Origin of the sequence: Albidovulum sp., assembly GCF_041919395.1 — a bacterium.
GTDB lineage: Bacteria > Pseudomonadota > Alphaproteobacteria > Rhodobacterales > Rhodobacteraceae > Albidovulum.
Genome location: NZ_JAYRTX010000003.1, coordinates 20,222 through 41,135 on the forward strand (window position 1 = coordinate 20,222; position 20,914 = coordinate 41,135).

The following is a 20,914-nucleotide window of genomic DNA, read 5'->3' on the forward strand; positions in this document are numbered from 1 at the left end:
CGCGCCCATAATTTTATCAAGTGGTAAAGGTCGCAGAGATTCGCGCCAAGGCAATTCTGCAGGGCGTCCCCCCGGTGCAGGGCACCCGCCTTCAGACGCCCACATAGGTGGCGAAATGCGCGGCATGGGGATGAAGACCCTTTGCGGAAACCGTCTCGGCCACCTGGCCCGCCACCATGAAGGCGATGCGGTCGCCGACCGAAAGCGCCGCATCGACGCGCTGTTCCACGAGGATCGTCGCCACCCCTGTCGCCTTCAGCGCCACCACCGTGTCGCGGATGAGCGCGATCATCGAGGGTTGCAGCCCCTCGGTCGGCTCGTCGAGCAGCAGAACCTTGGGTTCGAGGCAGAGCGCGCGGGCGATGGCGAGCATCTGCTGTTCGCCCCCCGAGAGAGTGCGCGACACCTGGTCCATGCGCTCCCTCAGCCGGGGAAAGAGGTCGAGCACGGTGTCCCTCACGCGGGCGTCGCGGCCGCGGGTCATCAGCCCGATCTCGATGTTCTCGGCCACGGTCAGGTCGCCGAAGAGCCGCCGTCCCTGCGGCACGTAGCCGATGCCGTGGCGTGGCACCTCGTGCGCGGGCAGCCCGTCGATTCGCGCCCCGTCGAGCGTGATCCGCCCCTTCGTCGCCGGCACCTGCCCCATGATCGCGCGAAGCATGGTGGACTTGCCCGCCCCGTTCCGACCCATGACGCAAAGGACTTCGCCCGGCGCGACGGAGAGGGTGAGGCCGCGCAGCACCTGCACCGCGCCATAGCCCGCATCGATGGCGTCGAGGATCAGCATCTATCCCCCCAGATAGGCAGCCTGCACCGCCCGGTCGGCGCGGATCGCCTCGGGCGTGCCGGTGGCGAGCACCTTGCCGAAGTTCAGGACCGTGATCCGCTCCGCAAGCCCCATTACCACGTCCATGTTGTGCTCGATGAGCAGCACCGTGGTCTTCGGCACCACCGCGCGCACGATCTCCTTGAAGGTCGCGATCTCGCCATCCGACAGGCCCTGCGTCGGCTCGTCGAGGATGAGAAGGACCGGTTTCAGCGCCAGCCCCATGGCGATCTCAAGCACACGCTGGTGGCCGTAGCTGAGCGTGCCGGCGATCTGGTCGGCGCGTTCGGCCAGCCCGACGCGCTCCAGCGCGGCCATCGCTTCCGTCGCGATCGGCCGGCCGCCCCGGCTTTGTACCGCCAGCGCCACGTTGTCGAAGACCGGAAGCGCCGCGAAGACCTGGGTGATCTGGAAGGTATAGGCGATGCCGGCATGGACCCGGGCATGGGCAGGCAGGCGGGTGATGTCGCGGCCCCTCAGCAGGATGGTGCCGGACTGCGCCGGGACGCGACCGGAAAGGAGGCTGACGAAGGTCGTCTTGCCGGCGCCGTTCGGGCCGATCAGGGCATGGATCTCGCCTTCCATAAGCGTGAAGTCCACGCCGTCGACGGCCTTCAGGCCGCCGAAATGCCGCGTGAGTCCGCGCGCCTCCATAAGCGTCACGGAAGCCATCGGACCCCCCGCGCGCGGAGCGTGCCGAGGATGCCCTTCGGCGCGAAGAGGATGAGAAGGACGAGCGCCGCGCCCGTGACGAACTGGTGCGCGTCGGTGACGGCACTGGCATAGTCGATCAGATAGAACATCACGAGCGCGCCGAGGAAGGGCCCGAGCACGGTGCCCGCGCCGCCGAGCAGGACGTAGAGCAAGGGAAGGATCGAGTACTGGACCGAGGCAAGGCTGGCGCCGACATAGCCGAACATCAGCCCGTAGGACGCACCGGCAAGCCCTGCGTAGAGGCCCGAGACGGTGAGCGCGGTGAGCTTCACCGTGAAGGGGTTGAAGCCGAGCATCCGGCTCCGCTCCTCGTTCTCGCGCATCGCCACCATCACGCGGCCGAAGGGGGAGCGCACGAGCGCGAGATTGGCCAGAAGCGCGACGGCGAAGAGGGTCAGCGCGACGAGGTAGCGGGTGCCGTCGTCCGAGAGGTCGAGGCTGCCGATCGCGCGTGCGGTCCGGGGTATGACGATGCCCTCGTCGCCCCGCGTCCAGGCGCCGAAGTAGAGCACCGTGAGATACCCGGCCTGCGCGAACATCAGGGTGACGATCATGAAGGCCACGCCCGAGGTCCTGAGCGCGAGAAGCCCCACTGCGAGCGCGATCGCGCCCCCTGCGAGAAGGCCGGCGAGCATCGCCCCCGCCGCGCCGGCGTCTGCGTGGTAGACGAGAAGCCCCGCGCCATAGAGCCCCGCGCCGAAGAGAAGCGCGTGGCCGAGGCTGAGAAGGCCGGTGTAGCCGAAGGCGATGTTGTAGCCCATCGCGTAGATCGCCAGCACCATGATCCGGGCCAGGTTGGTGTGGTGGTAGGCGGGCGCCGCGAAGTGGAACGCGAGGAGCGCCGCGAGCACGCCGAGGTGCAGGAAGAGGGCGCGGCCCATGGTCACGCGCGCTTCCCGAAAAGCCCCTGCGGGCGGAAGACGAGGACGAGCGCGACGGCGAGCGTGGCGACGATCTTCGCCAGCGTCGGTGCGAAGAAGGTGGATATGACGCCGTCCGACAAGCCGATGAGGAGCGCCGCCACGAGCGTGCCGCGCAACGAGCCGAGGCCGCCGATGATCACGACGATGAAGGAGAGGAGCAGCGGGTCGCCGCCCATGAGGTAGTGGGCCTGCTGGATCGGCACGATCAGCACCGCGGCGATGGCCGCCAGCCCCGCCCCCATGGCGAAGACCCCGGCATAGACCCGGTCGACGTTGATCCCGAAGGCCCGCGCCGTGTCGCGGTCGATCTGCGTGGCCCGCATGACGAGCCCCGCCCTGGTGTGCTTCAGGATCAGCCAGACGCCGAGGAGGAGAAGGATCGCTGCCACGACCACGGCGAGCTTGTAGCCGGAATAGCCGAACCAGGGCAGTTGCAGGCGGAAGCTGAAGGGTGCCGGAACCGGGCGCGCGTCGGGTCCGAACAGGCTCAGCGCCGCCTGTTCGAGGATGTAGAGGAGGCCGATGGTGGCCACGATCGTCGCCTCGGGCTCGTAGTTCAGCCGCTTCAGCACGAGCGTGTCGGCCGTTGCCGCGATGGCGCCCACGATGAGGGGGGAGGCGACCAGCGCCGCCGCGAAGTCCAGCGCCGGCGGTCCCGGCACGAACTCCGACACGAACCAGGCGATGACCGCGCCCAGCATGAAGAAGGCGCCATGGGCGACGTTCACCACGCGCATGATGCCGAAGACGAGCGAAAGCCCCGAGGCCGTCAGCGCAAGCACCGCCGCGGTCACGAGGCCCTCCATCAGGGCGAGGAGAAGAAAGGGACCGAAGCTCATGGGCAGGCCGGGCGGGGTCGCCCCCGCCCGCTCGCGATCAGAAGGCCATCGTCGTGTAGTCGACCTCGTCGGGGTAGAAACCGTCCTCCATCGCGGTCTGGTGGACGCGGATCAGCTTGCCGCCCTCCACCTTCGAGATCGACTGGAGCCCGAAGCCCTGGTGGGTCTTGCCGTTGAAGACCTTGGGTCCCTGCGGATGCTCGGGACCTTCGGCGAAGTCGGTCATCGCCTCCATCGCCTCGACCACCTTCTGCCGGTCGGCGGGGCCCTCGTAGCCGGCGGCCGTCATCGCGTCCTTGATGACGAAGAGCGTCTCCCAGACCGAGAACATGTGGGCATAGGTCGCGATGTCGTTGGGGTCGGTGACCGAGGCGCCGGTGTCGTCGACGCCCACGGCGGCGCGGTAGGCGGTCTCGGCCGCGGACGCGTCCGCCTGCTTGTAGCGGGGGTGCCCTTCCCAGAAATGCGTGCCTTCGAGGAACTCGAGGCCGGGCGAGGCGATGTTCACGGCTTCGAGCGAGTCGATGAAGCCGAAGATCTGCGGCCGTGCGCCTGTGCCGTAGAACTCACCGAGCTCCTTCACGAAGGTCAGGACGGCCGGGCCGACCATGACGTGGTAGAGCACTTCGGTTTCGGCCGGGATCTGCGGGAAGTAACGGGTGAAGGAGGTCTCGGTCGGCGGAATGGCGATCTGCGCGATGACCTCTCCGCCTTGCGCGGCGACGGCGGCGGTGAAGAAGTCGCGGTGGTCATGGCCGAAGGCGTAGTCTGGGAATACCATCGTGACCTTCTTGCCGAGGTTCTGCGTGACCCAGGGCGCCATCGACTGGACCTGGCTCTTCACATCGGTGATGCCGGGCTGGAGCGTCCAGCGGTTGAGCGCCCCCGAGGCGACGTGGTGGCCTTCGGAGCAGACGAGATAGGGCACCTTCAGTTCCCCCGCGCGCGGGGCGGAACCCATGACGACGTGGGAGAAGAGCGTGCCGAAGATCAGGTCGCAGCCGGCCTGGCTCGTCAGTTTCTCGACGACCTCGGCGCCGCGTTTCGGGTCGGTGCCGTCATCCTCGAAAACGATCTCCACCGGCCGCCCGTTGATGCCGCCGGCGTCGTTCAGGACCTTCAGGGCCGCCGTCGCGGTGCGTTCGTACCAGCGGCCGTAGGAGGCGCCGATGCCGGTGCGGTGCAGCTGGAAGCCGAGCTTGATCGGCGCCGAGGACTGCGCCTGCGCGAAACGGGCGCCAAGGCCCGTCGCCAGCAGCGCACCGCCGGCCGCCATCCCCTTCAGGAGCGTCCGGCGCGAGGAAGTGGGGGTGATCAGCTTGTTGGTCATCAAACGTCTCCGCTGTTGAACCGGCGCGGTTTTTCTGGCCATCCGCGTTCTGGGGGCATTGGCCCAAGGTCACGGAACAACGAGTCGGGGCGCATTGCAATTGCTTTCTCATGCGCCGGTCGGCGCGGAGAGAAGCCAGAGCCCGAAGACCGTGTAGGCGATCATCAGGAGCGTCATCGGAACATGCGTGCGAACACGGGCGGCGTGGTCGTCATTCCCCGACAGGCGCAGGCTGAGCAGCACCGCAAGCACATGCGCGACGACGATTGCCGTGAACTGGGCGGTCCAGACGGCGAGAACGCCCGACTGCGTGGCGAGAAAACCGAAGGAGACCCAGTGATCCGGAAGGCCGAGGAGCGACCGGCCAGCACCGAAAGGATCGTTGAGCGCGGCAATGGCATACTGGCCGTCGGTCAGGAGCGCGACGAGGTAGTGCGCGACATGATAGCCGGCTGCAATCGGCACGAAGGAGAGCATCATCGGTCCCACGGCCCGGCGAAATGCTCCGCTCGGCAGGCCGAGCCGGATCGCCCCGAGGATCAGCGCGGCCGAAAGGCCCCAGAAAAGGACGAGCGCCAGGGAGTTGGCGCCGTAGACGGCCGAGCGGCCGGGAAACTCCAGAGGGTTGACGCCGAGGCGCACGAGCCACCAGAAGGTCTCGTGCAGCCCGTCGAAGCTGACCGAGGCGAGGACGAGGGTGACGAAGGCAATCGCCGAAGGACCGGGCGGGGCCATCCGCAGCACCTGCGCACCCGGCCAGCCGGCCATGACGGTCACGCGGCCCGGCGCATAGTCCGCCCAGAAGGGGGCGATCCTCGCCACGACCGCGAAATAGGCGGTCAGGAATTCGCCCCGCGGCAGCCAGTCCTCGCCCTCGGCCACGCCGAGCGCGAGAATGAGGACGTAGTAGGCTGCGGCCGCGCGGGCAAGGACAAGGGGATCGGCGGGGGACAGCGAGACGATCTCGAACCAGGCGAAGGCGAGGTAGCCGAAGGTGGCGGGCAGGTGGCCGAGGCGCGAGAGACCGACGGCCCCCCGCCAGCCGATGAGGCGGCGGATGGTCCGCACCGGACCCGACCAGGGCTCCAGATCGCGCCACAGGTTGCCGAGGAGGACGGAGGCGAGCGTCAGCCCCACCCAGATCACCGTCCAGACGGTCAACGGCAGGAGGTTTTCCAGAGGGTCGCGCGTGCCCCAGATGCCAACGGCGACCAGCCCCCAGAAAAGCGCGGCGCAAATCCAGCTTGTCACCCCGCGCGGCAGGAACACGCGGCGGTCTAAAAGCCGGTGCGCGGCGAATGCCGGGAGCTTGCCGGCGAGGAGCGCCAACGCTGCCGTCAGCGCCACGACGAGAGCCGCGCCGATGAGGTACCAGCCCGTCGGCAGGGTCAGCAGGACTGCGCGTTCGGAGGCATGGGCATGGGCCGCGCCCGGAACGACGAGGAGAGCGACCCGGAGGCCCCGCATCAGCGCAGCCCGTCCTCGCCCTTCGCCTGCCAGGCTTCGAGCCCGCCCATGCGGGAATGCACCCGCGGTCCCCTGGCCATGACGAGCGCGAAGACGATCTCGTCGGGTTTCGGTCCGTCGGGCACGGAAACCGTCATCGTGTCGAAATGGCTGCGGACATAGGCCGCGTTGATGTGGGCGACGGGCAGGTCGATCGCGTCCCCCATGCCGCCCAACGTCTTCGCCGAGGGCACGATCGCCTTCGGATCGCCAAGAATCGCGCGCATCCCGTAGCCGCCCGGCGCATGCCAGGGCGCGCCGTGCTTCAGTTCTCCTGCCGCGCCGACGATGGCACCCTTGCCGTAGCCGTCGATCCCGTCCTTGCCGCCGAGCGCCGCGATGAGACGCTCGCACATGGTGACGGCAAGGGGCTTCAGGTCCTCCATCGCCGGCTGGAGGTCGGGTTCGAAACGTCCCGCGAAGGGGTTCGAGACGATGCCGAGGACGGCACCCCTGAGCCGGGGCGCCGCCGAATCCGGCCCGCCGTCGTGGTGGATTTCATCGACGACGACGGTCATCTTGCGCAGGCGGATTGCGGGCACGCTCGGCTCTCCCCTTCGGATCGGGTTCATCCTGCCGCAATCCGCGAGGGCGGGCAATCGCGCCTGGCCGGTCGCGCCGGGGTCAGAAGGTCAGCGCTTCCCAGTTGTGCTGCTTGATGTATTCGTAGGGAATGACTCCGTTTCCCGACCCATAGGGGCTCTGCTGGCCCCATTGGCCGAACCAGCTGTTGCGCAGGATGAAGAATCCCCCGCCCGGGACATTGGCCTGATCCTCGTAGCCGATGAGACACATGGCATGACCGCCGCTTGACGCCTCGTTCGGGACCGGCAGCGTGATGCGGCCGGCGCGGCGCGAGGTGGGGTTCTGGTACCAGCTGTCGAAGACCGGCACGGAGAAGCCCACGACCGCCCCGCCCGCAAGCGCCGCCTTGATCGCGTTCACATTGGTCTTGGGGAGCGTGCGCAGGTTCAGCTTCCGCGCTCCCGCGTCCGCCTTGGCGTTTCCCGGCTGGGTCCCGTTGCCGTTGCACGGAAGCGCGCTGTTGTAGCGCCAGGTGCTTTCCTTGCACTGGCCGAGCGATTTCAGCACGATCGCCGCCTTCACCTGCCAGGTCCCGCAAGTCTGGGGAAAGCCGTCGACCTTCTTGGTCTCGTCGTAGAGGAACTGTTCGGACAGGTCCGTCGCGTTGCCGTTCGTCTTGAGGAAGAACTCGTGGATCGCGGTCACCGCGAAGGCGACGCAGGTGCCGCGCGCGCCCTGGTTGCGGGGCCGGCCGAGCACGGCGGCATGGTTGACCGAGGCCGGAAGCGCCGCCGCCATCGGCGGCGCCTCTAATCGCGGCAGGAGGTTCCTTTCCTCATCCTCCGCCGTGGGCGGAAAGGCCCCGAGCGAAAGGGGCTCGAGCGCTTCGCGCCGCTCCTCGAAGGTCACGGGAAGACGCGCCGCCGCCGCAAGTGCGATCTCGCGCAGTTGCCCCGGCGTGACCTCCAGATACGCGGCCAGCCGTTCGGCCGTGACCGGGTCGGCGGCGGCATCGACGAACTGCTGGGCGTCGAGCAGGCCGAGGCTCTCAAGCCGGTCGGCGGCGCCGGGGGGCAGGCCCTCGACGCTGGCCATGGAAATCGTCATTCCTTCATAGAAGTCATGTTCGGCCATGATTTGGCTCCTGAAGCGGATTGGGGTTGAAATGGGATCGGACCGGACGGCAACTCGTCACGTCGGGAAATGCGGACCGGACCCGCGCGGAACGGGCGTCGAAGTGTCACTTCGGAAAGGTTGCGCCGATGAATTGCGGGCGCGGGTATCGATTCAATCTCAGGGCATCATAGCGCGTTTCGGCCCGCAGCGATACCGGGGCGCCGAGCGTCCTCAATCGGCGGCGGCGATGGTCAGATCGACCGGCGCGAGGCCGTCGATTTCGCCATGGAGCCGGTCGCCGGGCGCGACCGGCCCGACGCCGGCGGGCGTGCCGGTGTAGATGAGGTCGCCCGGCCGAAGGTGGTAGAGCGTCGAGAGATGGGCGACGATCTCGGGCACCGACCAGACCATTTCGGACAGGTGCGACCGCTGCACCGGCTCGCCGTTCAGGAGAAGCGTGATCGCCTGCGGCCCGGGTGCGCCGAACTCGGTCGCGCGCGTCAGCGGGCCGATCACGGCAGCGTTCTCGAAGTCCTTGCCGGTGTCCCAGGGCCGACGCTTGTCCTTCGCGGCACCCTGAAGGTCGCGCCGGGTCATGTCGAGCCCGGCGGCGTAGCCGAAGACGAGGTCCACCGCGCGCGCGGCCGCCACGCGGAACCCCTCCGCGCCGATCGCGAAGGCGAACTCCATTTCGTGGTGGAAGTCCTCCGTCCCCGGCGGATAGGGCGTGGTCGCACCCGACAGGGTGAGATGCGCGGGCGACTTGGTGAAGTAGAAGGGCGCCTCGCGGTCGACCTCCCCCCCCATTTCCCTGGCGTGGTCGGCATAGTTGCGTCCCACGCAGAAGATGCGGCTGACGGGGTAGAAGCCCGAACCATCGCGCATCGGCACGAGGACGGGGGCGGGCGGGGGAAAGAGGATGTCGGTCATTCGCCGTAGGGAACCCAGATGTTCTTCACCTGCGTCGCGCGTAGCAGGAATTCGCGGCCCTGACCATCGCCCCCGCGCCAGTCGCGGTTCGGGAAGGTCCAGGTGGCCTTCAGGTTGCCCGCGCTTTCGGTTTCGGCCGAAGTGCGGCCCTGCGGTCCGCCACAGTACCAGAGCGCGGCGACGTCGTCGTGCTGGGCGAGCACCTTCGCGAGTTCGTCCTTCGCACCGGTGACGATGTTCACGACGCCGCCCGGAAGGTCCGAGGTGTCGAAGACCTGGTAGAGGTCGGTCGCGGCCAGCGGCATCGACGCCGCCGGGATTGCTACCACGCGGTTGCCCATGGCGATGGCCGGCAGGACGAGGCTGAGAAAGCCCAGAAGCGGTGCTGCGTCCGGGCAGGCGATCCCCATGACGCCGAAGGGTTCTGGCATGGCGAGGGTGACATGGGACGACTTCGTGGAATGCACCGCGCCGTCGAACTTGTCGGCCTGCGCCGCGTAGAAGAAGGCACGGCGGATCGACAGCGCCACCTCGTCGACGGGTTTCGCCACGCCGGCCGCCTTCAGCCGCGCCACGAACTCCGCCTCGCGCGCGGCGAGGTTCTCGGCGAGGTAATAGAGCACCTGCGCCCGGTTGTGACCAGTGGCCTTGCCCCATCCCTTCGCGGCATGCGCCGCCTCCACGGCGTTGCGGATGTCCTTGCGGTTGCCGAGCGCGGCCAGCCCGATCTCGCGCCCCTTTGCCATGACGGTGTAGGAATAGCCCGAATCGGGACGCTTCTGCGCGCCGCCGATGTAGAGCTTGGCGGTGCGGTCGACCGCGGCTGGGCCCCTGGACGCGGGGCCCGGATGCGGCGCGGCATCGAGCCGCCCCGCCTCCGCCTCGGGCAGAGCCTTCGGGGCCGGAGTGGTGAGGTACTCTCGCATCCCCTCGCGGCCTCCCTCACGGCCAAACCCGCTTTCGCGGTAGCCGCCGAACCCGGCACCCGCGTCGAAGACGTTGGTGGAGTTGATCCAGACCACGCCCGCATTGACCTTCGAGGCGACGTCGAGCGCGAGGTTGATGTTTTCGGACCAGATCGAGGCGGCGAGCCCGTAGCGGGTGTTGTTGGCCAATTCCACCGCCTCGTCGGGTGTGCGGAACGTGGTGAGCGTGGCGACGGGGCCGAAGATCTCCACCTCCGACACGATGTTGGCGGGAGCGACGTTGGTGAGAAAGCCTGGGGCGAAGAAGCAGCCCTGCGACGGAAGCCCAACGGGTGCCTGATGCAGCACGGCCCCCTGCGCTTCGCCCTGCGCCACCAGATCGCGGATGCGGGCGAGCTGCGTTGCATCGACGATGGCGCCGACGTCGGTCGACTTGTCGAGGGGGTCGCCAACCCGCAGCTTCGCCAGCCGCGCTGACAGCCGGTGCTGGAACGTCCCCGCGACGGATTCGGCGACGAGAATGCGCGATCCGGCGCAGCAGACCTGGCCCTGGTTGAACCAGATCGCGTCCACCACGCCCTCGACGGCGGCATCGAGATCGGCATCGGCGAAGACCACGAAAGGCGACTTGCCGCCCAGTTCCAGCGTGAGCTTCTTGCCCGTCCCGGCCGTCGCCTTGCGGATGGCACGGCCAACCTCGGTCGAGCCGGTGAAGGCGATCTTGTCGACCTCCGAGCCGACCAGCGCGGCGCCCGTGGCGCCGTCGCCCGTCACGATGTTGACGACGCCCTTCGGCAGGCCGACCTCGGCGCAGATCTCGGCGAAGGCGAGCGCGGTGAGCGGGGTCTGCTCCGCCGGCTTGAGGACGACCGTGTTGCCGGCGGCGAGCGCCGGCGCGATCTTCCACGCGAGCATGAGGAGCGGGAAGTTCCACGGGATGATCTGGCCGCAGACGCCCACAGGTCTCGCGCCGGGAAACTCCGCCTCCAGCATCGCGGCCCAGCCCGCGTGATGGTAGAAGTGGCGCGCGACCAACGGCACGTCGATGTCGCGGCTTTCGCGGATCGGCTTGCCGTTGTCGAGCGTCTCCAGCACCGCGAGGAAGCGTTCGCGCTTCTGGGCATGGCGGGCGAGCGCGTAGAGCCATTTCGCGCGTTCGTGGCCGGGAAGGCGGGACCAGCCGGGCAGGGCCGCGCGGGCGGCCTTGACGGCAGCGGCAACGTCGGCCGCCGTCCCGTGCGCGACCTCGGCAAGCGGCGCGCCCGTCGCGGGGTTCGCCGTCGCGAAGGTCTTCGCCGGCCGGGTGAAGGCGCCGTCGATATAGTGGCCGAAGCTGCCGCGCGCCTTCAGCCAGGCCATGACCTCGCCCGTGGCCTCGGGGGCAGGTCCGTAGTCCATCGTCTCGAGGATTTCGGTCACTGTCGGCATGGGTCCCTCAGGCAATCGCATGACGCGAGGATGCGGCGTAGCGCCCGGTCAGGTGATGTTCGAGCTGGCGCTCGATATCGGCCAGCATCGACGAGGCGCCGAGCCTGAAAAGGTCGGGGCGCAGCCAGTCGGTGCTCAGTTCCTCCTTCATCAGGATCTGCCACGCGATGGCATCCTTCGCGGTCTTCATGCCGCCCGCCGGCTTGAATCCGATGCGGAAGCCGGTGCGTTCGCCATAGTCGCGCAAGGCCCGCACCATGACGAGGCTGACCGGCAGGGTCGCGTTCACGCCTTCCTTCCCGGTCGAGGTCTTGATGAAATCCGCCCCCGCCTGCATCGCCACCACCGAGGCCTTGTAGACGTTCCTGAGCGTCCTGAGATCGCCTGTCGCGAGGATCGCCTTCATGTGCGCCGACCCGCAAGCCTCGCGCATCGCGGCCACTTCGTCGTAGAGCGCGGACCATCTGGCGTCGAGCACATGGGCGCGGGTGATGACGATGTCGATCTCGTCGGCACCCTGGTCGACGGCGTAGCGGATCTCGGCAAGGCGGAGGTCGAGCGGCATCAGGCCAGCGGGAAACCCCGTGGCGACCGAGGCCACCGGGATGCCGGTGCCCTTCAGCGCCTTCACCGCCGCCGGAACCATGGTCGGATAAACGCAGACCGCCCCGGTCGTCAGGCGGTCCAGGCCGAGCCCGGCCAGGATGTGACCGGCCAGAGGCCGCGCGGCCTTGGCGCAGAGCCGGCGCACGCGATCCTCGGTATCGTCGCCCGCGAGCGTCGTCAGGTCCATGCAGCGGACCGCGTTGACGAGCCAGGCCGCCTGCCATTCCTTCTTCACGGTGCGCCGGGTCGTCAGCGCAGCCGCGCGCCGCTCGGCGGCGGGGGTGTTCACGGCGATCTGCTCGAACCAGTCGGTCTGCAACGCCACGCCGCGGTTGCGCGCGCTGTTGGATGGGACTTGCCCGTCGGTCACCGTCATCGTCTTACCCGTCCGAACCGCCGCGCGATCATCGCACGGAAGGCTATCGCTTGTCCCGGCCAACTGCAACGCGCCGGTTTGACCGGAAGGTCAAAAAAGGAGCCGTTTCCGGTTTCGCAGTTGACACATGCACCGAAACCGGCGGGAAAGGGGCCGGATGACGGCGGCTGGGGGCCGCCGGCGAACGTGTGGCCGGGCGATGACTGGGGCGATGACTGGGGCGAAGACCGGGGCGATGGCGGGGGCGGTCACCGGGACACCGGGCGATCTGGACAGGATGCAGTTTGCGATCGAGCATCTGCTCGATGCACCCGACGGCTGGCGTCCGCTCGTGCGCGAGATGGTCGCCCGCTGGCCGGAGGCGCCGGCAGGCGAGGTGATCCTCGCCATCGTCGCCGCGGCGACCGAGATCGAGCAGATGTTCGGCCCGGGCAGCCCGTCCCGCGAGGGGGCCGCGCAGGGCTGGCGGCTTGCCGCGCTTGTCGGTGCCGATCTTTGCGCGATGGCGGCGGTGGGACTGCCGCACGTAACGGCCGGCGACATGGCGCGCTACTGGAAGATCGATCCCTGGTTCCGCGACCTCTGAATCCTCTCAACTGCCGCGGTAGGTGGAGTAGCCGTAGGGCGACAGCAGGAGCGGCACGTGGTAGTGCGCCGCGCCGTCGGCAATTCCGAAGCGGATCGGCACCTCGTCGAGGAACAGCGGCCCGTCTCCTGCCTGGCCGGTCGCCCTGAGGTAGTCGCCGGCGAAGAACACAAGCTCGTAGGTTCCGGGTGCGAAGGCCCCGGCGGGAAGGATCGGTGCGTCGGTGCGCCCGTCGGAATTGGTGACCGCCTCGGCAATCGCGCGCCGCGCGCCGTCTGCCAGCCGATAGAGCGCGATCCTGATCCCCGCGGCCGGCCGGCCCCGCGCCGTATCGAGAACATGGGTGGTGAGATAGCCTGACATGGCGCCTCCTTTCCGGGTGCCCGCATCTTCGACGCTATCCGGGAGAAAGGCGACCCCGCGAGTTTCTGTCAGGACTTTTCGGATTTTGCGTATAATCAACGTCCGCCACCGCGACTAACCTAGTCGCAAACTTCGAAGGTACTCATGAACCGCTATCCCCGCGACATGTCCGGCCACGGCCCGACCCCTCCCGATGCAGGCTGGCCGGACGGCGCGAAGGTCGCCGTCTCGCTCGTGCTGAACTACGAGGAGGGGGGCGAGAACTCGATCCTCCATGGCGACGCGGCCTCCGAGGCGTTCCTCTCGGACATTGCCGGCGCGCAGCCCTGGCCGGGCCAGCGCCACTGGAACATGGAGTCGATCTACGACTACGGCGCCCGTGCGGGGTTCTGGCGTCTCCACCGGCTCTTCACCGGCCTCGGGATTCCCGTCACGGTCTACGGTGTCGCCACCGCTCTGGCCCGCGCGCCCGAACAGGTCGCCGCGATGAAGGCGGCAGGGTGGGAGATTGCCTCCCACGGGCTGAAGTGGGTCGAACACCGCGACATGGCCGAGGCCGAGGAGCGGCGCCAAATCGCCGAGGCGATCCGCCTTCATACCGAGGTCGTGGGGACGCGCCCGACCGGATGGTATACCGGGCGCTGTTCGGTCAACACCGTGCGGCTCACGGCCGAGCAGGGCTTCGACTGGATTTCCGATACCTACGACGACGACCTGCCCTACTGGCTGGAGGTTGGCGACCGCCATCAACTCGTCATTCCCTACACGCTCGACGCCAACGACATGCGCTTTGCCACGGCGCCGGGCTACATAACGGGCGAGCAGTTCTTCCAGTATCTCAAGGACGCCTTCGACGTGCTCTACGCGGAAGGGCAGGCGGGGCAGGCCAAGATGATGTCGGTCGGCCTCCATTGCCGCCTGATCGGGCGGCCCGGCAAGATGGCCGGGCTGGAGCGCTTCCTGGACTACGCGCGGGGGCACGACGGCGTCTGGTTTCCCCGGCGCATCGACATCGCCCGGCACTGGACCGCCACCCATCCGCCACGCGACTTCGACCGCCCGAGCCGCATGGAGAAGGCCGAATTCGTCGCCCGCTTCGGCGGCGTCTTCGAGCACTCTCCCTGGGTCGCCGAACGCGCCTGGGCGCTGGAGCTTGGCCCCGCGCATGACACGGCGACCGGGCTGGCCGGTGCGCTCGCCCGTGTCTTCCGTTCCGCCACGCGCGCCGAACGGCTGGGCGTTCTGACCGCGCATCCGGACCTTGCGGGCAAGCTTGCCATGGCACGGCGGCTGACCGCGGCCTCGTCCGCGGAACAGGCCTCCGCCGGGCTCGATGCGCTCACGGACGACGAGCGCACCGAGTTCTCCGAGCTCAACAACGCCTATACTGCGCGCCACGGTTTCCCCTTCATCATCGCGGTACGCGACAACGCGAAGGCGGCGATCCTTGCGGCCTTCCGCCGCCGCCTCGAACAGGACAACGAGACCGAATTCTCCGAAGCCTGCGCGCAGGTCGAACGCATCGCCGAACTCCGTCTCAAGGACATGCTTCCCAGATGAGCCCCTACTACGCCCCCCCCGGCGGGCTGCCGCCGCAAACCGCGCTGATGACCGGCCGCGCCGTCTTCACCGACGCCTATTGCCTCATCCCCAGGGGCTGCTTCTCCGACATCGTGACAAGCAGCCTTCCCGGCTGGAAGAACACCCGCCTCTGGCTCATCGCGCGGCCGATGTCGGGCTTTGCCGAGACCTTCAGCCAGTACGTCATGGAGGTCGCGCCTGGCGGCGGCTCCGACCTGCCCGAGCCGGACCCGGTGGCCGAGGGCGTGATCTTCGTCACGGAAGGCGAGATATGGCTCTCGCTCGACGGGCAGGAGCACGACCTCGGCCCCGGCGGCTATGCCTATATCCCGCCCGGCACCGACTGGCGGCTCCACAACGGCACCGACCATCCCGCGCGTTTCCACTGGGTCCGCAAGCTCTATGAGTACGCGCCGGGCCTTGCCGCTCCGAAGGCCTTCGTCACCTCCGACCGCGACATCAAGCCCGTGGCCATGCCCGAGACCGGCGGCCGCTGGGCCACGACGCGCTTTGCCGATCCCGACGACCTGTCCCATGACATGCACGTCAACATCGTGACCTTCCAGCCCGGCGGTCTCATCCCCTTCGAAGAGACGCATGTGATGGAACACGGGCTCTACGTGCTCGAGGGCAAGGCCGCCTACAAGCTCAACCGCGACTGGGTCGAGGTCGAGGCGGGCGACTTCATGTGGCTCCGCGCCTACTGCCCGCAGGCCTGCTATGCCGCGGGCCCCGGCCCTTTCCGCTACCTCCTCTACAAGGACGTCAACCGCCACGCGAAGCTGCGCGGCCCCGGCGCCTTCGGCCGATGACCGCGATCTGCGCGCCCCGTCTTCTGCGTTGCCGAAGTACCTTCGGGTTCCGGGGGCCGCGCCTCGGCGGGGCGACATGAGCAGGACGATCCCGGCCGAACCGTTGACGGCGGATGCCTTCGCCGCCTTCGGCGACGTCCTCGAAGCGCGCGGCGTGCCGGACCGGCTCATCAACGAGGGACTCTGCGGACGGTATCACGACCGTGCGCGACTCGATTTCGGGACCGGACGCGCCGGCCTCTCGGTCTTCGATGCCGTGCCGCGCGCGCTTCCCTACGACTTCACCCTCGTCGAACGGCACCCTGAGGGGAGCCAGGCCTTCCTGCCGATGGCCGCGCATCCCTTCCTGGTCATCGTGGCGCGCGACGAGGGCGGGTGGCCCGGCCGACCGCGGGCCTTCCTCACCGACGGGTCGCAGGGGATCAACCTCCTGCGCGGCACCTGGCACGGCGTCCTGACGCCGCTCCACGCGCCCGGCCTCTTCGCCGTCGTGGACCGGATCGGCGAAGGAGCAAACCTCGAGGAGTATCGCTACGACGCGCCCTGGCGGGTCGTGCGGACCGGCGCCGCCTGAAACGCCGGCACTGACCGGACCGCGACCCACGGGGCGGCGCGGGACGGCGGAACGATAACGGCCCCGAGGGAAAGGAAAGCTTATGAGTGTGACCACGCATCCCGTGGACGAAATCCTCCCGACGCCCAAGCTCTTCACGCTCGGGCTGCAACACGTCCTCGTCATGTATGCGGGCGCGATCGCGGTGCCGCTCATCATCGGCCGCGTGCTGAAGCTCGAACCGCAGGACGTCGCCTTCCTGATCTCGGCAGACCTTTTCGTCTGCGGCATCGTCACGCTGATCCAGTCGCTCGGCGTCACGCAATGGTTCGGCATCCGGCTGCCGGTGATGATGGGCGTCACCTTCGCCGCGGTGGGGCCGATGATCGCCATCGGCAACGCGAACCCGGGCACGGAAGGCGCGCGGATGATCTTCGGCGCGATCATCGCCGCCGGGATCGTCGCGATGCTGATCGCGCCGCTGATGTCGAAGCTCCTGCGCTTCTTCCCGCCAGTGGTCACCGGCACGATCATCCTCGTGATCGGCGTCACGTTGATGCGCATCGGCATCAACTGGATCTTCGGCCTGCCCGCGGGTCCGACCGCGCCGAAGACGGTCAACCCCGAACATGCCGACTGGCTGAAGCAGGTGGGCGAGCTTGCGGCGGCGTCCGGGGGAACGATCCCTGCCGTACCGCCGGGGATGGGGATTGCGCCCTCGGTGGCCAACCCGGCCTATGCAGCACCGGGAAATATCCTGATCTCGGCCATCGTCCTCGTGGCGATCCTCCTCATCGCCCGGTTCGGCCGCGGCTTCGTCGCCAATATCGCGGTCCTCCTCGGCATCGTCGTCGGCGGCGTCCTTGCCGCGGCTCTCGGCATGATGCACTTCGACAAGGTGGGCGCAGCCGGCTGGTTCGCGCTGATAACGCCCTTCCACTTCGGCGCGCCGATCTTCGACCCGGTCATGATCGTGACCATGGTGCTGGTGATGATCGTGGTGATGATCGAATCGACCGGCATGTTCCTTGCCCTCGGCGACATGACCGGCAGCAGGGTCACACCCGAACGGCTTTCGGCCGGCCTCAGGACCGACGGTCTCGGCACGCTCATCGGCGGCATCTTCAACACCTTCCCCTACACGTCATTCAGCCAGAACGTCGGCCTCGTCGGCGTTACCGGGATCAAGAGCCGCTTCATCTGCGTCGCCGGCGGGCTGATCCTGATCGTCCTCGGGCTGGTGCCGAAGATGGGCGCGCTCGTCGAGGCGTTGCCGACGGCGGTCCTGGGCGGGGCAGGGCTCGTGATGTTCGGCATGGTTGCCGCCACCGGGATCCGGATTCTCTCCGCGGGCGTCGATTTCCAAGCCAACCGCCACAACCTCTTCGTGGTGGCCGTCTCGCTCGGTTTCGGGATGATCCCGCTCGTGGCGCCTGACTTCAAGCTCTGGATGCCCCATGCGATCCATCCCCTGATCGACAGCGGCATCCTGCTGGCGACAATCTCGGCGGTCGCCCTGAATGCCTTCTTCAACGGCGCCACCGGCACGGAGGAGGAACTGCGCCGGGCGGCCGAGGCGATCGAGCACTGACCGGAAAGACCGGCCGGGGGCCTTGAATCCCGGCCGGTTTCCTGCCTTCCTCGCGCGCGAGGAGACCTGCCCGTGTCGCATCAAGTGTCGCATTCATCGGTCGGCCAGCGCATGACCGCAGAGCAGCCCCGCCTGACGGCGGCGGAGGCTGGCGCGCTCGCGCGCGACCATTTCGGCCTGACGGGCACGCTGGCCCCGCTCACCTCGGAACGCGACCAGAATTTCCGCCTGACCACGGCGGAGGGCCGGAACTACGTGCTGAAGATCGCCAATGCCGCCGAGCCGGCAGAGGTCACGAATTTCCAGACCGAGGCGCTGGCGCATATCGCGCGGACGGCGCCCGACCTGCCCGTGCCGCGCGTCATCGCCGCGCGCGACGGTCGGGTGGAGATCGCGCTTCCGTCCGGCAGCATCGTGAGGATCCTGACGTGGGTCGAGGGCACGCCCCTTCATCTCGTGCCGCGGACGCCCGCACTCCGGCGCAGCGTGGGCGCGATGGCGGCGCACCTCACCAAGGCCCTTGAAGGCTTCCGCCATGCGGCCGAGGGACACGAACTCATCTGGGACATCCGCAACGCGGGCAGGTTGCGACAGCTTCTTGCCTCCGTGCCGGATATCGCCCTGCGCGCGACCTGCGAGACCGCGCTCGACCGCTTCGACGCGGAGATATCGCCGGCGCTGGCCCGCCTGCCATGGCAGGTGGTCCACGCCGACTTCAACCCGCACAACCTCCTGACCGACCCGGGGGCGACGCGGATCACCGGGATCCTCGACTTCGGCGACATGGTGCGCACCGCCCGCGTCTGCGACCTTGCCGTCGCGGCCTCCTACCACGCCGACCCGGCCGAACCGCTCGCCACGCTGGTCGATGTGATCGCGGGCTGGCATTCGGTCCTGCCGCTGCTTGCCGGCGAGGAGGGGCTCATCCTCGACCTCGTGGCAATGCGCATGGTGACGACCATCGTGCTCTCGAACTGGCGCGCCGCGCGCCAACCGGAACATGCCGGCTATTTCCTCAGAAACCTGCCCGTCTCGCGCGCCGGGTTCGAGGCGCTCTCCGCCCTCGACCGCGGCGCGGCCCGCGCGCGTCTCGCGGCCCTCATCCGCACAGGTGCTCCATGACCCTGAAGGACGCGATGCCCAACGCCTATGTCGCGGGCCGGGGGGAGCTGCCGCCCGGCGACACGGCGCTGGTGGCGCGGCGGGCGAAGTCTCTCGGCCCGGCCTACCGGCTCTTCTACGAGACGCCCGTGCATCTCGTCCGGGGGGAGGGCGTCTGGCTCTACGACCGGGCCGGCGACGCCTATCTCGACACCTACAACAACGTCGCCTGTGTCGGCCACTGCCACCCCCGTGTGGTGGAGGCGATGGCGCGGCAGGCGGCCACCTTCGCGAGCCACACGCGCTACCTGCACGAGGGCATCCTTGCCTATGCCGAGCGGCTGCTGGCGACCTTTCCGGCCGAACTGTCGCATGTGATGTTCACCTGCACCGGGTCCGAGGCGAATGACCTCGGCCTCAGGATCGCGCGCGAACATACCGGCGGCAGCGGCATCATCGTGACGGAAAACGCCTATCACGGCGTCACCGCCGCCGTCGCCGAATGCTCGCCCTCGCTCGGCGCGGGCGTGCCGCTCGGGCCCCATGTCCGCACCGTGCCCGCCCCCGACGCGGCGCGCTACGGCGACGACGTCGCGGGCGGCTTCGCCGCCGCCGTGCAGGGGGCCATCGACGATCTTTTGCGCCACGGCATCAGGCCCTGCGCGCTCCTCGTCGATACGATCTTCTCCTCTGACGGGGTCTTTGCCGACCCGAACGGCTTTCTTGCCCCCGCGGTTGCCGCGATCCGTGCCGCCGGCGGCATCTTCATCGCCGACGAGGTGCAGCCGGGGTTCGGCCGCACCGGTGCCGCGATGTGGGGGTTTCTTGGCCACGGCGTCGTCCCCGACATGGTCTCGCTCGGCAAGCCGATGGGCAACGGCTATCCCGTGGCGGGGCTGGTGGTCCGGCCCGAGGTGGTCGCGGCGTTCGGGGCGAAGGCGCGGTATTTCAACACTTTCGGCGGCAATGCTGTGGCGGCGGCGACGGCCTCGGCGGTTCTCGACGTGATCGAGGACGAGGGACTGCTGGGCAATGCCCGCGACACGGGCGCCTATCTGGCCGGCGGCCTTTGCGACCTTGCCTCCCGTCACGACTGCCTCGGGGCGGTGCGCGGCGCGGGGCTCTTCATCGGTGCCGACATCGTCCGCGACGGCGCGGCCGATGCGGCGCTCGCCGCGCGGGTGGTAAACGGGCTCCGCGCGGCGAAGGTCCTGATCTCGGCCACCGCGAAGGCCGGCAACGTCCTGAAGATCCGTCCGCCTCTGGTCTTCACCCGCGCGCACGCCGACATCTTCCTTGACCGGATGGCCGGCGTCCTTTCAGGCCTCTGACGCGGTCCGGGCGGCCCAGGGCAGGTGCGGCCCGGCAGGGACGATCCCGGTCGGGTTCAGAGTGCGGATCGAGTAGTAGCCGCGCTTGATGTGGCCGAGGTTCACCGTCGCCCCCACGCCCGGCAGGTCGAGCACCCGTTCGAGATAGGCGACAAGCCGGGGATAGTCCGCAAGCCGGCGGATGTTGCACTTGAAGAGCCCGTGGTAGGCCGCGTCGAAGCGCACCAGCGTCACGAAGAGCCGGATGTCCGTTTCGGTCAGCCCCGGTCCGAAGAGGAAGGCCCGGCCGTCCGAAAGCCGTTCCTCGAGCGTGTCGAGGGTGGCGAAGACGCCCGCAACGGCCTCGTCATAGGCGACTTGCGTGGTGGCGAAACCGGCCCGGTAGACGCCGTTGTTGAGCCTGGGGTAGATCCAGTCCGACAACGCGTCGATCGCGGGGCGGAGCGACGCGGGGTAAAGGTCCGCGCCCTTGGTGGCCAGCCCTCCGAAGCCGAGGCTCATCATCCGCAGGATGTCGGCGGATTCGTTGTTCACGATCACGCCCGTCCGGGTGTCCCATAGGACCGGTACGGTGGCGCGTCCGGTGAAGTCCGGATCGGCGACCGAATAGAGTTCGTGCAGGTAGCTGGCCGCCCGCTCCGGATCGGCCTCGGCGCCGAAGCGCCAGCCCTGGTCGGAAAGCGCAGGTTCCACCACCGTCACCGGGACGGCGCCCTCAAGCCCCATCAGCGCCCGCGCGATCAGCGTGCGCGAGGCCCAGGGGCAGATCAGCGCGACATAGAGCCGGTAGCGCCCGGCCTCGGCCGGAAAGCCACCCGTGCCGGTCGGCCCGGCGGTGCCATCGGCTGTGACCCAGTTGCGGAAGGACGAGGTCTGGCGGACGAAGCCGCCTTTCTCGTCCTTCGCCTGCACCGGCTGCCATTTCTCGGTCCATTTCCCGCGTACGAGCAT

The 20,914-nt window shown here is 68.7% G+C and carries 20 protein-coding genes; 7 read left to right on the plus strand and 13 right to left on the minus strand.

Features of this window, described 5'->3' with window-relative positions:
• Positions 1-91 precede the first annotated feature (91 nt).
• The 11 genes from ACMUOO_RS01145 to deoC form a co-directional block, all read right to left on the minus strand.
• Complete coding sequence (locus ACMUOO_RS01145) at positions 92-787, minus strand: ABC transporter ATP-binding protein (protein ID WP_301917395.1); 696 nt, start codon at positions 785-787, stop codon at positions 92-94.
• Positions 788-1,489 carry an ABC transporter ATP-binding protein gene (locus ACMUOO_RS01150; protein WP_301917409.1) on the minus strand — a complete coding sequence of 234 codons (702 nt, stop codon included), beginning with the start codon at positions 1,487-1,489 and terminating at the stop codon, positions 788-790.
• On the minus strand, positions 1,486-2,421 hold the full coding sequence (locus ACMUOO_RS01155) for a branched-chain amino acid ABC transporter permease (RefSeq protein ID WP_413854767.1): 936 nt from the start codon (positions 2,419-2,421) through the stop codon (positions 1,486-1,488). Before ACMUOO_RS01155 ends, ACMUOO_RS01150 begins: the two co-directional genes overlap by 4 nt.
• Before the next feature lie 2 nt (positions 2,422-2,423).
• On the minus strand, positions 2,424-3,302 hold the full coding sequence (locus ACMUOO_RS01160) for a branched-chain amino acid ABC transporter permease (protein ID WP_301919424.1): 879 nt from the start codon (positions 3,300-3,302) through the stop codon (positions 2,424-2,426).
• Positions 3,303-3,339: 37 nt separating this feature from the next.
• Positions 3,340-4,635, minus strand: coding sequence for an ABC transporter substrate-binding protein (locus tag ACMUOO_RS01165; protein WP_413854738.1), 1,296 nt, complete (start codon positions 4,633-4,635; stop codon positions 3,340-3,342).
• A gap of 105 nt (positions 4,636-4,740) precedes the next feature.
• Positions 4,741-6,099 (minus strand): hypothetical protein, encoded by a 1,359-nt coding sequence (locus ACMUOO_RS01170; protein WP_301919422.1) that lies wholly within the window; start codon positions 6,097-6,099, stop codon positions 4,741-4,743.
• Positions 6,099-6,680 (minus strand): amino acid synthesis family protein, encoded by a 582-nt coding sequence (locus ACMUOO_RS01175; protein ID WP_413854741.1) that lies wholly within the window; start codon positions 6,678-6,680, stop codon positions 6,099-6,101. Before ACMUOO_RS01175 ends, ACMUOO_RS01170 begins: the two co-directional genes overlap by 1 nt.
• 82 nt (positions 6,681-6,762) lie before the next feature.
• The gene (locus ACMUOO_RS01180) at positions 6,763-7,797 is read right to left on the minus strand and encodes a C1 family peptidase (RefSeq protein ID WP_301919420.1); all 1,035 of its coding nucleotides are present in this window, start codon (positions 7,795-7,797) and stop codon (positions 6,763-6,765) included.
• Positions 7,798-8,010: 213 nt separating this feature from the next.
• Positions 8,011-8,709, minus strand: a complete 699-nt coding sequence (locus ACMUOO_RS01185; RefSeq protein ID WP_301919419.1) for a fumarylacetoacetate hydrolase family protein — start codon at positions 8,707-8,709, stop codon at positions 8,011-8,013.
• Positions 8,706-11,063, minus strand: a complete 2,358-nt coding sequence (locus tag ACMUOO_RS01190) for an aldehyde dehydrogenase family protein (protein ID WP_301919418.1) — start codon at positions 11,061-11,063, stop codon at positions 8,706-8,708. The genes ACMUOO_RS01185 and ACMUOO_RS01190 overlap by 4 nt, the downstream gene beginning before the upstream one ends.
• Positions 11,064-11,070: 7 nt before the next feature.
• Positions 11,071-12,045 (minus strand): deoxyribose-phosphate aldolase, encoded by a 975-nt coding sequence (gene deoC, locus ACMUOO_RS01195; RefSeq protein ID WP_301919417.1) that lies wholly within the window; start codon positions 12,043-12,045, stop codon positions 11,071-11,073.
• 211 nt (positions 12,046-12,256) lie between these two features.
• Between deoC and ACMUOO_RS01200 the strand changes: the two genes are divergently transcribed.
• A complete protein-coding gene (locus ACMUOO_RS01200; protein ID WP_301919416.1) occupies positions 12,257-12,631 on the plus strand; it encodes a hypothetical protein in 375 nt (124 codons plus the stop codon).
• 6 nt (positions 12,632-12,637) lie between these two features.
• Here ACMUOO_RS01200 and uraH read toward each other — a convergent pair whose 3' ends face one another.
• Positions 12,638-12,994, minus strand: a complete 357-nt coding sequence (gene uraH, locus ACMUOO_RS01205) for a hydroxyisourate hydrolase (RefSeq protein WP_301919415.1) — start codon at positions 12,992-12,994, stop codon at positions 12,638-12,640.
• Between the two features lie 144 nt (positions 12,995-13,138).
• Here uraH and puuE point away from each other — a divergent pair, with 144 nt between their 5' ends.
• The 6 genes from puuE (at position 13,139) to ACMUOO_RS01235 (ending at position 19,963) form a co-directional block, all read left to right on the plus strand.
• The gene (gene puuE, locus ACMUOO_RS01210) at positions 13,139-14,554 is read left to right on the plus strand and encodes an allantoinase PuuE (protein ID WP_301919414.1); all 1,416 of its coding nucleotides are present in this window, start codon (positions 13,139-13,141) and stop codon (positions 14,552-14,554) included.
• On the plus strand, positions 14,551-15,387 hold the full coding sequence (locus ACMUOO_RS01215) for a bifunctional allantoicase/(S)-ureidoglycine aminohydrolase (protein WP_301919413.1): 837 nt from the start codon (positions 14,551-14,553) through the stop codon (positions 15,385-15,387). The genes puuE and ACMUOO_RS01215 overlap by 4 nt, the downstream gene beginning before the upstream one ends.
• 76 nt (positions 15,388-15,463) lie before the next feature.
• The gene (locus ACMUOO_RS01220) at positions 15,464-15,961 is read left to right on the plus strand and encodes an ureidoglycolate lyase (RefSeq protein WP_301919412.1); all 498 of its coding nucleotides are present in this window, start codon (positions 15,464-15,466) and stop codon (positions 15,959-15,961) included.
• An 82-nt stretch (positions 15,962-16,043) separates the two neighbouring features.
• Entirely contained in the window at positions 16,044-17,531 is a 1,488-nt protein-coding gene (locus ACMUOO_RS01225; RefSeq protein ID WP_301919411.1) for a nucleobase:cation symporter-2 family protein, read from the plus strand.
• A gap of 72 nt (positions 17,532-17,603) precedes the next feature.
• Positions 17,604-18,653 (plus strand): phosphotransferase, encoded by a 1,050-nt coding sequence (locus tag ACMUOO_RS01230; RefSeq protein WP_413854747.1) that lies wholly within the window; start codon positions 17,604-17,606, stop codon positions 18,651-18,653.
• On the plus strand, positions 18,650-19,963 hold the full coding sequence (locus tag ACMUOO_RS01235) for an aspartate aminotransferase family protein (RefSeq protein WP_301919409.1): 1,314 nt from the start codon (positions 18,650-18,652) through the stop codon (positions 19,961-19,963). The genes ACMUOO_RS01230 and ACMUOO_RS01235 overlap by 4 nt, the downstream gene beginning before the upstream one ends.
• Here the strand turns inward: ACMUOO_RS01235 and ACMUOO_RS01240 are convergent.
• Positions 19,952-20,914 (minus strand): glutathione S-transferase family protein, encoded by a 963-nt coding sequence (locus ACMUOO_RS01240; RefSeq protein WP_301919408.1) that lies wholly within the window; start codon positions 20,912-20,914, stop codon positions 19,952-19,954. The genes ACMUOO_RS01235 and ACMUOO_RS01240 overlap by 12 nt on opposite strands.